This window comes from Spirosoma luteum DSM 19990 (genome assembly GCF_000374065.1).
Taxonomy (GTDB): Bacteria; Bacteroidota; Bacteroidia; order Cytophagales; family Spirosomataceae; genus Spirosoma; species Spirosoma luteum.
Genome location: NZ_KB893268.1, coordinates 78,070 through 92,617 on the forward strand (window position 1 = coordinate 78,070; position 14,548 = coordinate 92,617).

Consider the following 14,548-nt stretch of genomic DNA (forward strand, 5'->3'; position numbering starts at 1 on the left):
TCAAACCGTAAACCGAATACCTTAAACCAAAAACAAACTACATGCCTTCTCCCATTGGGTTCAACCTGCTAGTCTGGACGGCCGCTATATCCGAAAAAATGAATCCCATTGCCGACCGGCTCAAAACGATTGGCTACGATGGGGTCGAGTGTTTCATCGATACGCAGGAGGTTGACGTCTATCGTCAGTTTGGCGACCACCTGAAGCAACTCGGACTGCTTAGCACCTGCGTCACGGTTGTTGGACCGGACACCAACCCCGCCAGTGACTCTGCCAGTGTCCGGGCGCAGGCCGTATCCCATTTGAAGGGAGCCATTGACCGGGCTCACGCCCTGGGTGCGTCGGTACTATGCGGCCCGTTTCACTCCGCCTTTGCCACCTTTACCCGCCGGGAGCCGCAACCCGACGAATACGCCCACAGTGCTGAAGTCCTGCACAAAGTAGGGGATTACGCCCGGCAGGCGGGTATCATACTGGCACCCGAAGCCCTGAACCGGTTTGAGTGTTACCTCTGCAATACCATGACTCAGTTGCTGGAACTGGTGCGCCAGACGGACCACCCTAACGTGCGGGCCATGTTCGATACGCACCATGCCAACATGGAGGAGAAGCACTTCCCGGATGCGCTTAAAACCATTGCACCGGTGCTGGCCCACGTCCACATCAGCGAGAACGACCGGGGTACGCCCGGTTCCGGCCATATTCCCTGGGATGATACGTTCCGGACGCTGGCCGAACTGGACTACACCGGCTGGATGACCATTGAAGCCTTCACCCGGAACGATGTTGATTTCGCCAACTCTATCAACGTCTGGCGGGAGTTCAGCCAGCCCTGGGACATTGCTGAAAATGGGCTCAAATTCATCAAAATGATGCAGGAGAAGTACGCCGTCTAGAGCTGCGCCAGTCGGCCACCGTCGGCTACCAGCGTTGTGCCGTTGATGAAAGCCGCTTCGGACGAGGCCAAAAAGCAAATGGCGGCCGCAATGTTCTTCGGTGTGCCTACCTGCCCCGTAATTGTTTCGGTCCCGCTTTTTACGTTGGGGTTATCCCAGAGCATGGGTGTATCGACCGCGCCGGGTGCTACCACGTTGATGCGGGCCTGCTCGTGGGGGATTTCGAGACTCAGCCCACGAACGAAAGCCTCCATGGCGCCCTTGCTGGCCGCGTAGGGTACCACGTTGGGCGTGGTCTGGTGGGCATGAACGGAACTGACCGCCACAATGGCCCCGCCCTTCATGTGAGGCAAACAGAGCTGACAAAGGCGAAAAAGAGCCCGTAGATTCACGTGCATAACCCGGTCCCAGTCGGCCGGGTCAAGCATCAGGATCGGCTCGAAGGTCATTACCCCCGCGTCGCTGATGAGTACATCTACCCGCTGCCAGGCAGCCAGTGTCTGCTCAACGGCCGCTACCAGCTGGGTATCGTCGGCTAGGTCGGTTTTAACGAAAATAGCGTTACTCCCCATCGCTTCAATCTCGGCTACCACGGCATCGCCATCGGCCTGGTCACGCCCTATACAGGCCACGCTGGCCCCTTCCCGGCCCAGTTGTACGGCAGTAGCCCGACCAATGCCGGAGGTTGCTCCGGTAACGATGGCTACCTTATCCTTAAATCTCATTCTTTGTCCTGTAAATATGGTTAACTGCCTACGTAACGCCCGATGAATGTGCAAGGTTTGAGACCGGTGGGCAACCTCGGGGTTTAATCCCGAAATGGGATAGCCTGAGAGCCCGACAATCAAGCCGGAGTATCGGTCAGTACGTATTAGAATGGATAGCCGATGCCGAAGTTGATAACCAGCGGATTAGGGCCGCTGAAAAGCTGTTTGAAAGAAAACTCAGGCAGAACAAAACGCTTGTCGACCGGCCCGTCAAGCTGACTGATGTATTGCCGGGCGGGGTCCCATACTTTTACACCCCCATCAAAACGGATAACAAAAAAGGAGAAGTCGAGCCGCAGACCCACGCCCGTACCCACCGCGATCTGCGGCACGAACGTGTTGAATCGGAACGCCGTGCCGGGGCGATTGGTACTGTTGCTGAGCGTCCAGACATTGCCCGCATCGACAAAAATGGCTCCGTTTACGTCGGCCCCCAGGTGAAACAGCCGCCCACGCAACTCAGCTGAGCCCTCCAGCAACACGTTGCCCGGCTGCTCGAATTGATAGATAAACTGCCCCGTATTTTCGTTGATGGCGGGCGTGCCGGGGTCATTCTGGTAGGGGAAGGCGGAACCGGGGCCTAACCGGCGGGGTAGCCACGCCCGGATGCTGTTGCTACCTCCGGCAAAGAAATATTTCTCGTAGGGAACCGGGCCGCCATTGGGTCCGTAGCCGTACGCAATACCCGTGTTGATGCGGAAAGCGAGTGTGGTGTGAGTGCGGAGGGGGATATAATGCCGGTAATCGACGTTAGCCCGCAGGAACTTGTAAAACTGGAGACCCGTCACGTTGGTATCGCTCCAGCGGGCAACGGTCTTGTCCGAGAAAAAGTTGAGCGTGGTGCCACCCGATTCCAGTACCGTACGCAGAAAATTGGCCCGCCGGTTCTGGCCGGGGGTGTTGGTGTTATAGGTGTAGGCAAAGCTGAAACTCGAACTGAGCGACCGCCGAAAACTCAGGTAAACGGTACTGCCCAACTGCCGCAGCTGCTCCAGTTGATTCTGGAATGCTTCCCCCAGTTCCGTGTCGAAATTAGCGTTGATGAGGTTAATATCGGCAATCAGAAAACTGAACTGTTTGGTGGGGCTGGTTTGCCAGGTATAGGCCATCGTAGCTCGCAGCAACGACCGCCGGAAGTCGGGCCGGAAGGTGTTGTTAAAACTCAGACTGATCTGGGTGCGCGGGGCGTAGCGGTTAAACCGGAAGCGGAAGCGGCTGGGAAACAGAAGCTGGGGGAATATAAGCGAGCTGCTGATTCCCAATTCCTGCGATTTGTACACCTGGCGGGTAGCATTAGGATCGGTCAGGAAGCCCGTTTGTGCTTCTATCCCGTACCGAACGGAGGTTTCGAAGGTTTCCAGCCCGCCAAACAGGTTGCGCACTCGGAATATCAGACTCCCAAAACCACCGGGGTATCCCTGCCCCTGATACAGCAATCCCGTTAGCCCACCTTCTGCGGTAGCTTCGTACTTATCCAGCGGGGTGGCTGTGATGAGCGTTCGCAACCGGCGGTTGGTGGTATCGGTAAAGTTGAGGTTAACAAACTTGAACTGGTTGAGCAGAAACAACTGCCGCTGGGTATCGCGGTAGTCGCTCTGGCTGTACAACTGACCCGGTCGGAGCAGCACTTTCGACTCCAGCAGGCGCGTCGAAATATCCCGCCCACCCAGCAGATAAGTAATACCATTCCGTTTGACGGTATCCATCGGAGTTGCCAGCACGACTGGTGCGGTCAGGTCCGGCGCATCAGCCCCATTGATGCGTACTTCTACCTCGCCAATGTGGTAGATCGGATGGGCCAACAGGCCCGGTGGATTGGCAATTTGCAGGGCTACATCCACATTACGACGGGTCGAATCGCCGGGTTCGAGTTTATCGTAGAACCGCCGGTCATTACCCCGCCGGATGGTGTCCACATTGGTGGCCCGGATGTACTGGCGTGAGAACGCATAGTAGCCCTGATCACGCAGTTGCGATTCTATCCGTACTCGCTCGCCGGTCATGTTCTCGAAATCGAACCGGTCGCCGGTTTTCAGGAGCGACTTATCGAACGATTTCCGAACGAGAGAATCAACGCGGGGATCGTCAATCTGGTAGGTGATGTTGCGCAGGTAGAAACCTTCGTTTTCCGTAATCAGGTAGTTTACCCGGATCTGCCGTCGGCGCAGGGTATCCAGTGCATAGGTAGTTTGGGCGTTGAAGAATCCTTTGTCGAACAGGTATTTCTGCATCTTGGCCGCATTGGCTTTCGCATCCGCTTCGGCAAAATAGGAGGGAGGCTCGCCCAGACTCCGCATCAGCCAGTTTCCTTCTTCGGCTTTTAGCCGCAGGTGTTTCAGTTTACGCCCGTAGCGCCGGTTGAGTTTTTTGAGTGCCTGCGGCTGGTCGGCCAGTTGCTGGCTTTCCTGTTCAAATTCGTTAGTTTTGGCCTCCAGCTCCTGTACAGCTTTCTGGTGGTCGTACCGGCTCAGGCCCAGTTCATAAAACCAGAGCGGGGGCGTGATGGGCAGGCCCAGAATCCGGCGGTTCGGCTTTTGCGGAACCAGACTTTCGAGGGATTCGCCCGGAACGGTGCGGTTGCCGCGTACGGTTTGAGCGGTCAAAATATACGCGTTAGGGCGTAGGTTTTTGGTACTCAGGCAGCCGGACAGGGAAATCAGGAACAATAGCAGACCTAACCGGGCTAGATGATGTATGTTGCCGGTTGTAAAACCAGCACCCCCGTCACGTAGCCTGGTGCCTATATCATACCTTTCTTTCATGCTTTCTAAAAATAAGCTTAAATATATCCAGTCGCTACACCAGAAAAAATACCGGCAGCAGCAGGGAGCCTTTCTGGTAGAAGGGGCCAAGAGCGTGCAGGAGGTATTACAATCCGGCTTTGCGGTTGAACTCGTGGTTGCCACCGAAGTATTCTACAAAGAAAACGCACACCTGACAGACCACCAACGAACACCGGTCGAAATCGCGTCAGTGGCCGACCTGGAACGGGCCGGAACCCTGGAAAGCAACAACGCGGCCCTCGCTGTGGTCAGAACGAAAGAAAACCGCCCGCTATTGGCTGAACCGGGTGAGATTGCGTTAATACTGGACGATGTGCGCGACCCCGGCAACCTCGGTACCATTTTGCGCATTGCCGACTGGTACGGGGTGCAGAAAATTCTCTGTTCCGAAACCACCGCTGATGTCTATAACCCTAAAGTTATTTCGGCCAGCAAGGGCTCCTTCACCCGCGTCGACTGGTGGTACGGCGATATCGTATCCGTGTTAGACCAACTGGCTGGTTCATCCGGGCAGGCGGTGTACGGGGCGTTTCTGGATGGAGAAGATGTCCACCAACTGGCGGCCAGCCGGGCGGGCGGTTACCTGATTATGGGTAACGAATCGAATGGTATCCGGCCCGCCGTAGCGCAGTACGTAACGAAACGGGTTACTATTCCCCGCTATGGTGAAGCCGAATCGCTGAACGTGGGTATCGCTACGGCCGTCTTGCTGGACAACATCCGGCAGCGAACATCGTGATATTGATCGTGGTGTCATGCCACGGCACTGCACTGGTTTTGAGAAACTGACATCACCACAACAAGCAATATCACCGGGGAAATCTGATAGCCACCACGTACCCACAACCGATGACAAACGTGAGCTGTTTACCATCGACGCCGAAGTCCTCTGAATACTGACGGATTCATCAGCAGAATAATGAGCCTATGAAACCACTATTGTTTCGTATCCCAACCGTGGACGACCGGTCAATCCGGGTGCAGGAAGATAACGATGTCAGCTTTTACAACCGGCTCCATTATCATCCCGAAATTCAGTTGACCCTCATCAAACGGGGCGAAGGCACCCTACTGGTTGGGAACCGGATTGATAGTTTTGGCCCGTACGATTTGCTGCTGATCGGCGACAACCTGACCCACGTCCTGCGAAATCATGCCGACTATTACCAGCCCGACACGACACTGCGTTCGGTGGCGTACTCCATTTTTTTTCGGAAGGACACCCTGCAGCACACGTTATTTTCGCTGCCCGAACTAAGCCCCGTCAACCAGTTGCTCGAGGAGGCAAAGCACGGGGTTCGCATTCGGTTTCAGTCGCCAAATGCCATAACGAAGCAGATGGAATCACTCCCGCACCTGCGCCCGTTCGAGCAATTGATGGTATTATTGACGACGCTGGATTTTCTGGCTACCCATCCCCAGCGGGAGATTCTATCGACGATGGCCTACGAGCGGCCCCGTCGGCCCGACGACCATCAACGGCTCGATCAGGTATTCAGTTACCTGCTGGAACACTATGCATCGCCCATCACCCTCGAAGCCGTTTCTGATGTTGCCAACCTGACTCCCGGTGCTTTCTGCCGGTTTTTCAAGATTCATACCCGCAAAACGTTTTCCGGGATACTCAATGAAATACGCATCGAGAATGCCTGTCGGTTGCTGCACCAATCCAACCAGAGCATCAGCCAGATTGCCCTCGTCTGCGGGTACACGAGCCTGTCCAACTTCAACCGTCAGTTCAAGGGAATTACCGGCCTCACACCCGGCCAGTACCTGAAAACGGTTGAAGGCTGAGAATCACTAGCTGCCTGAAATCATCACTCCTGCGCTGTTTTTTCAACGTCCGCTTCTGCCTGTGCCACTTCTTTTTCCTGCTTCCGGTTTTGGCGTTCAAATACGTGGATTAACACGATGAAGTAGGAAACCAGCAACGGACCCACGACCAACCCCAGGATACCGAAAATGGGCACGCCCAGCACAATACCGCCCAGGGTAACGAGGGGGTGAATATCGCCCATGCGTTTGGCCAGCATAATGCGGAGCAGGTTGTCGATATTGATGATAATGACGACGCCTACCACCAGTATGCCAACGCCTTGGGCCGTGTTACCCTGCGAAAGCTGGATTAACCCGGCAGGCCCCCAAACCAGTGGCGTACCCAATACCGGGATAAAGGCCATGAAAAAGCCGACTGTTCCCCAGAAGAATGGGTCGGGTACCCCGAAAATCCAGAGTGTTGTTCCGGTCAGTACACCCTGTACGAAACTCACCAAGGCCTGCCCCAGTACGTTGGCATTCACGTTGTTACGGAGCGATTCGCCCAGTTCTTCCTGCGTTTCCTTCTTGAAGGGGAGGTATTTCCGCAATCCCGACAAAAAATCTTCCTGTTGTACGAACATGAAGTACAGCGTAAACAGCATCAGACCAATAATAACGATAAAATCCAGGGCACTACCGGCAATGGAGGGTAGTATCCGGCTGGCATACGTACCCGCCTGCCGGGCAATGTTGCTGATATTTTGCTGACTGGTAATTTGATATCCCGTGAGGTCTTCTACCTTCCTCACCAGACCCAGAATATCCTCCGTATGCTGACTGTAATACTGAATTCGATCAACCAGCAACAGACTCAATGTGGCAAACGGCATGATGATTACCACGAAGGAGAAGATGATAAGCAGGGCAGCCACGAGCGGACGCTTCCAGTTTCGCCTGATGGCCAGGGCCGTAAACCAGGGCCGCAGGACCACGTACAGAATCCCCGCTCCCAGAAAGGCGGAGATGTAACCACTCAGGCCAAACACGATGAAGCCGGCAATAATGAACAGACTGGCAATCAGTAGAATGCGCTGCTGTTGGGGGGTATAAATAGTAGACATTGGAGAAAAGTCAGTTAAGGGTCATTTGCCGTGCGTTATTTACTGGTAGTACGTAGCAGGGCATCAATGACGCGCAGTAGATGACTACTTAATGACTATACAAGACAAATTGTTTTCTCAACACTCCGTGGCGCTTAGTGCCAGTCCGGCCTGTGAGGTCTCCTTGTATCGCTTGGACATATCCCTGCCCGTTGCTTTCATTACTTTAATGACCGCATCGAGCGAGATTTTCTGGAAGAACGCTGCCCCCGAGGTGGCCAGCAGATAGGCATTGTATGCTTTTACGGCACCCATCGCGTTGCGCTCGATGCACGGTATCTGCACGTAGCCGCCAATAGGATCGCAGGTCATACCCAGGTGGTGTTCGATGGCAATTTCGGCGGCTGCTTCAATGGCCCCAATGTCGCCTTTGGGTTGGGCGCAGCGGGTCAGTAAAGCCGCTCCCATGGCCGAAGCGGTACCAATTTCGCCCATACACCCCATCTCGGCACCCGAAATACTGGCGTTGTGTTTCACCAGAAACCCAATAACTGCAGCCGCCAGCATCCCGCTTCGCATAGTGGCTTTGTTGTAATGAAAATGGTGCTGGACCAGGTAGGTCAGCCCCGGAATTACCCCCGATGCGCCCGAGGTGGGGGCCGTAACCACAATGCCGCCTGCTGCGTTCTCCTCCGATGCGGCCAGGCAATACGCATTCAGGAAGATCAGAAAACTATCGGAGGACTGACTCATGCCCTTCGCCTGCTGGAACAGAATCGACGCTTTTCGGCTCAGCTTGATGGTGCCCGGCAAGACACCTTTTTGCCGAAGCCCCCGCCGAACGGCTTTGTGCATAAAGTCCAGAAGCTGATCAATTTGCTGGTTAATCTCCGCGCGGCTGCGCCCGGTCAGGGCCATTTCGTTGGCCATCAGCAGCTCATCCAGCGAAAGCGAATTGGTGGTAAGCTGCGCTTTTAGTTCGGTCATGGTACTGTACGGATAGGGTACCCGTTGTGCATCAGCTCCGGCTTCCGGTTCCCCCTTTCGCAGGATAAACCCACCCCCAATGGAGTAATATTCTTCCTGAGCCAGTAGCTCCTGGCCGTGGGTTAAGGTCAGCACCAGGGTATTGGCGTAGGGAGATTCGTACCGTTTTCTCTCGAAATGAATCTGTTGTGATCCTACTTCTATCGTCTGGCCTCCTACCTGAATCGGATAACTTACGGTGGGGTCGTGCAGCAGTTTCATCAGCGCATCCGGGTCGGTTGTTTCGGGTTGCCAGCCCATCAGCCCAGCCATAATGGCCCGGTCGGTGCCGTGCCCTTTTCCCGTGGCACTCAAGGAGCCGTAGAGATACATATGAATCCCATCCGCCCGCGTCAGTACCGATTCCGGTAGTTGGGTCAGTCGCTGCCAGAAATCGTAAGCAGCTTTCATCGGGCCAATCGTGTGCGAGCTCGATGGACCCGGACCCACTTTGAATAGGTCAAAAATGGACGTAGTAATGGGGGATGACTGCATGTTGATGTGCTCGTTTATAGAATAGCGTTGATGAAAGCCCGCCGATTGGCTGATAAATTACCATAAACTGACTACTGCCAACCAGAAACACGTTATTTATCTAACCCCTGAATCTGGCCCAGGTATTCGGTTGGCAAGAGAATACGCTGTATCACCGGCCGAAGCCCAAGCCTGGTAAACACCCCGTACAGGCCAAGTGTATGCAGTAATAGCCAGCTTTGGGGTAAATTCAGCAACTTGTTTACCTGATTGGGAACGATCATTCTCTGTACCTGCCGTAGTAGCTCATAGCGCCAGCCTCCCAACTGCTCCCGGTAGCGCTGAAATAGCTTATCAGTAAATTCGCTGCGAACAAGATCCCGGTTTAGGTGGGCCTCCCGGTCAATTTTCCAGTCAGCGTACGTGGCTGGTAAGTTCGGAACGTGCATCCCGGTGCCTACCTCCCGAAACGTAGCGAATAGTTCTTCCCGTTCTGGATTGGTGAGGGGCCGGTGCAGGGTTTCGTAGGCACGTTCGGAATAGCCGATGAGCATGTACAGTACGTCGCGGTACGCCCAGTCGGGAATCTGATGCCCTCGTTTCTGCTCGACACCCGAATGAATGGCGCCCATCCGGGCCACTGTCTGACGGGCCTTGTCGTCGGGTTGAAACACAATGTCCTGCGCGTAACGGACGGTTGAAAACAGACGGGCAATCGGATCGGCCGGGAGCTTCCCCGTATAAAACAGCCAGTCGACGGCCCGGTTCAGCGCAAACTCAGCCGCCGACCCGGCAAAAACCAGCAAAATTACGTCGGCATCACCCCAGATTTGGCGGACAATAGAGCCGGGTTCAACAAAGTACTTGATGGATTGATCAGAGGTGGTCATTCGTCGTTACTAGTCAGGGATAGCCATTTGCCAATCAGTGACCACTCAATGACAACCAATGACCATCTTTTTACATCGCTACTACAACGAATTCAACGCGCCGATTCTTTCGTTTGTTCATTTCTGTGTCATTGAGAGCCGCTGGTCGGGAGTCTCCGTAGCCGGTATGGTGCAGACGTTCTTCGGGGATACCGTTCTTAACCAGGTAGCTGGTTATAATCTTGGCCCGGTTCTCAGACAGCGCCTGGTTCAGCCGCCGGTCGCCGACATTATCCGTATGACCGGCAATTTCGATAACCAGTTTTGGGGTGGTGAGCAATGTTTTTACCAGCTTGTCCAATTGTGGATAGGATTCGGGGCGCAACACGTAACTGCTCTGATCGAAGTACACATTATCCAGCCGGAAAGCCTGGTTAACCTGTAAATCCCGAAACACACTATCTTTTGGTTCTTCTTTTTCGAGCCGGATAACGTAGCCGTAGTTGGCACAGGTATCGCACGTAACCACCATTAGCTCTTCGGCTTCGTAGTACCCCGGCGAACGGGCAATCACGTTCAGGGTGTCGGTACGGGTCAGGGTAAACGAAAAAGCCTTGCCACCCCGCTCACTTTTACCCGCCCATTTCTTATTGGCCAGTAGGGCCTGAATGGTGTACGCAGCGGGTAGCTCTGCCGACGTTTTATCATCTACTGCCGAGATGGTAAACAACGTTTTCTGCGACTTGACAGCGTCCGATTGCTGAGCGTACGCGTTTGGAAGCATCAGCAGGCCAAAAAACAGGATCAGTAGAATGCGCATGTCGGGTAAACAGGAGGGCGAATACCACCGTTGGTGCAAATAAAATGCCAGCCTCGCAATGAGCTGGCAGTAAGGGTCAGGTAGCTTTCTACGAGTGCTTTTTATCGTCTTTCATTCGGGTAACCAGTTGATGAAAGATGAACCATCAGGGCTGATTACGGTTGCTGCCGGGTGGCAGATTCAACCCGAAACCAATCGAAATTGGCATAGCTGGAATCATTAGTCTGGGAGGCATCGACCCTGGAACGTTGGCCTGTCATGCTGAGCAGACTTCTTTGGACAGTGAGTCCAGGTAGGTAATGGCTGGGCTTTCATTGGCGATAAAGGGCTAGTCTGAAGAAAACCAGGGGTGGGCTGAACAGCGAAAAGATATTCTGTTCTTTTTAACATTGGCTATAAATAAATGGTCAATGCCATTACAATCCATCGGCTCTTGCCCAGATGCTAACAAAAAGATAACTGAAAGCGGTATGGGTTAGTTACCGTAAAATGACGTTTACACCATCAACTGTTGGGTATGCCTGCATCAATTTAAGCCTTCAGGCCGCTAAAATCACGACGAATCGAGGCATGATTCGTAAGACGTTTACCGAGAGGGGCATTGCCTATGCTTCGGAGCTTGCTCTGAAAAATGTGCGGGACTTATTAACCATCGTGGACTGGAACCTTCAACAGGATATCCGGTTATTCCGCGTTTCGTCGGATCTATTTCCCTGGGCATCAGAATACCGTCTGGCTGATCTACCCGATTTTTCCGACATCCGGGCTACGCTCGAAGCGATTGGCAGTCGCCCTATCCGCTTAACGACCCATCCTGGCCCGTTCAATCAATTGGCTGGTCAGGGAAAAGTGCTCGACAATACCATAAAAGACCTTGAATATCAATCAGAAGTGTTCGATTTGATGCAGTTAGTGCCTTCCCACTGGAATAAAATAAACATTCACGTGGGGGCGCCTATGGCGACAAAGTGGCAACCATAGCACGCTTTTCTCAGAATTTTTCCTTGCTCTCGGCCAATCTTCGCGCCCGGCTGACGGTTGAGAACGACGACCGGGCGAGCCTGTATACGGTTGCCGATCTGTTACCGATTTATGAGCATACGGGTATACCGACTGTCTTTGATTATTTTCATCACTCGCTCAATCCCGGCACGCAAACGGAAGAAGAAGCATTCCTGATGGCCTACGGTACCTGGGATGTACGCCCCGTGTTTCACTTTTCGGATTCGCGCCAGGTGCATGAAGATCCCAACGCCCGGCGCGAAGCGCATGCCGATTGGCTCTACTCGCGGGTTAACACGTATGGCAAAGAGGTAGACATTGTTTTTGAGTGCAAGAAGAAAGAGCAAGCCTTGCTACGTCAGCGGAGTGAGGTTCATCAACAACCAGCTCAGGACCTTATGTAGCTACCCTAGCATTACTATTTGGCCGTTTTGATGATTAGTGGCCGGGTAAGAGGGAAGTATATTTAATAGTACTCCATTCTAATCCATAGCATACGCTCCTCCCGTAGTAGTAATAAACAGGCAAGCGTGCTTGAAACCAGTTGGTTTTTACTTTTTAAAATGAACGTTGGCAAATTTTATGAAATTATTCCAGTCATAGGCGGTTAAGTTATGCTCACCTTCCCGGATATGATAACCCAATGGAGAAACAATGACTGGCTGATTTGTAGCAGGCGGATTGGCCGGCAGATTTGATTCAATGCCATATAAAGCATACACCTTTTCGGCCTGTTTCAACGATAAGAATGTTCCCTTCGGGTCGGCCCAAAGGTCTTTTGTTGCATTCGTTGCGTAAAGCGGCCTGGGCGCAATGGTGGCCAGGAGCATATGCTGATCCACGGGTAATGAAGCCTCATTGTCGTTGAATTTTTTGTAGTTTTTGGCAAACCAGTGCGGAAAAGTGGTGTTGATGCGACTTATCGTTTCGCCAAACCGCCGGCGTGATAAAGCCGCCCCGGTGTTACCCGAACAATTTGTAATGCACAGGGCAAACCGCTGGTCCTCAGCTGCCGCCCATAGAGACGCTTTTCCTCCCCGGGAATGGCCAACAAGTGCCACCTTTTTTGCGTCTATAGCGGCATCTTTTTCAAAGTAATCCAGTACACGACTTGCCCCCCACGCCCAGGCTCCTATCGCCCGCATGCCGTCATTAGCGGTCAATTGTTGCGGATAAAGTCCAAGCACGCCGTTTACGTACCGGACTGAATCATCAGGAGCCAGATCACTAACGTGAAAAGCTGCAATGGCATACCCGCTGTCGATAATCATTTCGGCCGGCCAGAAATCGCTTTTATGCGACCGCGTAGGGTCTGTATTCTCTTTGCCCCGGTTGTTAATCAGCAGAAAAACGGGAACTTGCCCCTGCTGTTTAGTCGGTACAAAAAGCACCAGATTTATTGTCAACGGCTTATTATTCTCGACAACTTCAATAACCACCTCTTTCAGGGTAGCTTTACCGGCCATGGCGCCACCGTGTTCATTTTTTATCGAGTACGTAAGCCGCTCATAGGATTTAGGCAGTTGTCCGTACACATTTTCTTCAAAAAGCTTGATGATTTCGGGGCGTCTTACTTTTTCCCATGTTTCCTTATCCCTAACGGTCCGGTTCGTAGTTGTTTTCAACACGTCAGGTAAGGTGTAAGGCGGCACTTGTGATTCGTCGTAATTGGCTACAACCCCATTTTGTGCCTGCGCCTTGATAAGTATAGCAAAAAAAAGGAAAGCAAAACGTTTAAGATGCTGCATGCAGTAGGTAAGTGGAAAATTTGTTGGCCAGTGAATAAACGTGTAAAGCCTGTCAACCTATTTAATTACCTCCTTTGCCAGCTGCGCAGAATGATTACTATCCTGGGAATACCGGTCTTACCAATTCAAATCCTGAGCGTCCTGCCCTGTCAATACCGGGCTTTAGGCACGGCTAGAGCCAACTCCATGTGTCCTTAATGCCAGTTAGGTCAAGCCTGTTATACTGTACACCCGGTAGACCTTGAGAATACCAGGGTTACCGGCCTATTTACCGCTTTCGCCCAGTTAATCTCTCATTTGCAGCAGCTCGAACTACTTGAGCAGAGTGATCAGGCCGTCAAAAATTTAAGCCGACAACTCACCCAGTCCATTGATGAAAATCGGCAGTATCGCCACATATCGAATCACAGCCTTCAGGAACCCCTTCGAAAGCTGCGGCTTTTTAGCGGGATGTTAGCAGATGCGGCTAAACGAAAAGAGAATGATAAAACGGAATGGCTAGCCGAAAAGATCAACATCGGGGCAGAGAAATTCTCTAAAATGATTAAAGACTTAGCCGACTTTTCCGTTTTGGATGATGATACTTTTATTGAATTAACCGATTTAAATGATATTCTAGCGGTAGTCTGCTCCCAAGTAAGTCCGCAACTAAAGGCAAAGAAAGCAAGCGTGCATACTGACCCGTTACCGTCCCTGAAGGCAGTTTCCCTGCAAATGGAACAGCTTTTTTTACCACTTACTTCACAACGCCACTAAGTTTGCAAAGAGAGAAGTGCCCCTTGTTTTATCCATCTCCTGTCGGAAGCTGGCACTATCAGAGCGCCGTGATCAATTGTCACCGAAAAACGACTACGTAGAAATCCAGATTGCCGACAATGGAATCGATATTGAGGGCTCTCAACTGGAAAAGATAGTCGATATGTTTGCTCAATTACCGACTAGTAAGGTTCGGGAAGGAGTGGGCTTTGGCTTAACTTACTGCCGAAAAATTATTCAAAATCATTCGGGTCTAATCAATATTCACTCGGAAGTACGTAAAGGAACTACCGTTTCCCTCATTCTACCAATCGACTGACCATGCCTGGTCAACCGCCTTGCCATCTACCGTTGAAATTACTGCGATGGTCACGGCCATGATGAAGAACGCCAAAGAGAATGGGATCATTAATCCGAACGATGCGTCTTGCCCTTCAGTCTCAGATGCTCCGGTATGTGAGTGCTATTTTGAGCTACTTCCCCAACGAATCCAAGCTTTCGGTGCCGACGCTGTTGCAACTAAAATGCCAGCCCGTTAGGAGGCTGGCA

Annotated in this window: 12 protein-coding genes and 1 pseudogene; 6 read left to right on the top strand and 7 right to left on the bottom strand. The window is 52.6% G+C overall.

The window, feature by feature from the left end:
- The first annotated feature begins 41 nt into the window (after positions 1-41).
- Positions 42-896 carry a sugar phosphate isomerase/epimerase family protein gene (locus tag B156_RS0118415; RefSeq protein ID WP_018621248.1) on the top strand — a complete coding sequence of 285 codons (855 nt, stop codon included), beginning with the start codon at positions 42-44 and terminating at the stop codon, positions 894-896.
- Here the strand turns inward: B156_RS0118415 and B156_RS0118420 are convergent.
- Positions 893-1,621: an SDR family NAD(P)-dependent oxidoreductase gene (locus B156_RS0118420; RefSeq protein WP_018621249.1), complete on the bottom strand. Its 729-nt coding sequence runs from the start codon at positions 1,619-1,621 to the stop codon at positions 893-895. The genes B156_RS0118415 and B156_RS0118420 overlap by 4 nt on opposite strands.
- A gap of 146 nt (positions 1,622-1,767) precedes the next feature.
- Positions 1,768-4,425 carry a translocation and assembly module lipoprotein TamL gene (gene tamL, locus B156_RS0118425; protein WP_018621250.1) on the bottom strand — a complete coding sequence of 886 codons (2,658 nt, stop codon included), beginning with the start codon at positions 4,423-4,425 and terminating at the stop codon, positions 1,768-1,770.
- On the opposite strand from tamL, the gene B156_RS0118430 reads away from it, so the two are divergent.
- Positions 4,424-5,185, top strand: a complete 762-nt coding sequence (locus B156_RS0118430; RefSeq protein WP_018621251.1) for a TrmH family RNA methyltransferase — start codon at positions 4,424-4,426, stop codon at positions 5,183-5,185. The two genes, tamL and B156_RS0118430, sit on opposite strands and share 2 nt — an antisense overlap.
- A gap of 188 nt (positions 5,186-5,373) precedes the next feature.
- The gene (locus tag B156_RS0118435) at positions 5,374-6,240 is read left to right on the top strand and encodes a helix-turn-helix domain-containing protein (protein WP_018621252.1); all 867 of its coding nucleotides are present in this window, start codon (positions 5,374-5,376) and stop codon (positions 6,238-6,240) included.
- 23 nt (positions 6,241-6,263) lie between these two features.
- Here the strand turns inward: B156_RS0118435 and B156_RS0118440 are convergent, their stop codons facing one another.
- From B156_RS0118440 to B156_RS0118455, 4 genes are all read right to left on the bottom strand, one after another.
- Positions 6,264-7,325, bottom strand: coding sequence for an AI-2E family transporter (locus B156_RS0118440; protein WP_018621253.1), 1,062 nt, complete (start codon positions 7,323-7,325; stop codon positions 6,264-6,266).
- 117 nt (positions 7,326-7,442) lie between these two features.
- Positions 7,443-8,825, bottom strand: coding sequence for an L-serine ammonia-lyase (locus B156_RS0118445; protein ID WP_018621254.1), 1,383 nt, complete (start codon positions 8,823-8,825; stop codon positions 7,443-7,445).
- A gap of 92 nt (positions 8,826-8,917) precedes the next feature.
- On the bottom strand, positions 8,918-9,694 hold the full coding sequence (locus B156_RS0118450; RefSeq protein WP_018621255.1) for an oxygenase MpaB family protein: 777 nt from the start codon (positions 9,692-9,694) through the stop codon (positions 8,918-8,920).
- A gap of 70 nt (positions 9,695-9,764) precedes the next feature.
- Complete coding sequence (locus B156_RS0118455) at positions 9,765-10,493, bottom strand: OmpA family protein (protein WP_018621256.1); 729 nt, start codon at positions 10,491-10,493, stop codon at positions 9,765-9,767.
- Positions 10,494-11,063: 570 nt separating this feature from the next.
- Here B156_RS0118455 and uvsE point away from each other — a divergent pair.
- Positions 11,064-11,899: pseudogene (uvsE, locus tag B156_RS29430) on the top strand (UV DNA damage repair endonuclease UvsE).
- A 147-nt stretch (positions 11,900-12,046) separates the two neighbouring features.
- On the opposite strand, the gene B156_RS0118470 reads toward uvsE, so the two are convergent.
- Positions 12,047-13,243 carry a glucuronyl esterase domain-containing protein gene (locus tag B156_RS0118470; RefSeq protein ID WP_018621258.1) on the bottom strand — a complete coding sequence of 399 codons (1,197 nt, stop codon included), beginning with the start codon at positions 13,241-13,243 and terminating at the stop codon, positions 12,047-12,049.
- Between the two features lie 297 nt (positions 13,244-13,540).
- Here B156_RS0118470 and B156_RS30390 point away from each other — a divergent pair, with 297 nt between their 5' ends.
- Both B156_RS30390 and B156_RS30395 read left to right on the top strand, forming a co-directional pair.
- Positions 13,541-13,999 (top strand): phytochrome family protein, encoded by a 459-nt coding sequence (locus tag B156_RS30390; protein WP_052635771.1) that lies wholly within the window; start codon positions 13,541-13,543, stop codon positions 13,997-13,999.
- Between the two features lie 16 nt (positions 14,000-14,015).
- The gene (locus B156_RS30395; protein ID WP_084757789.1) at positions 14,016-14,318 is read left to right on the top strand and encodes an ATP-binding protein; all 303 of its coding nucleotides are present in this window, start codon (positions 14,016-14,018) and stop codon (positions 14,316-14,318) included.
- Positions 14,319-14,548: the final 230 nt, after the last annotated feature.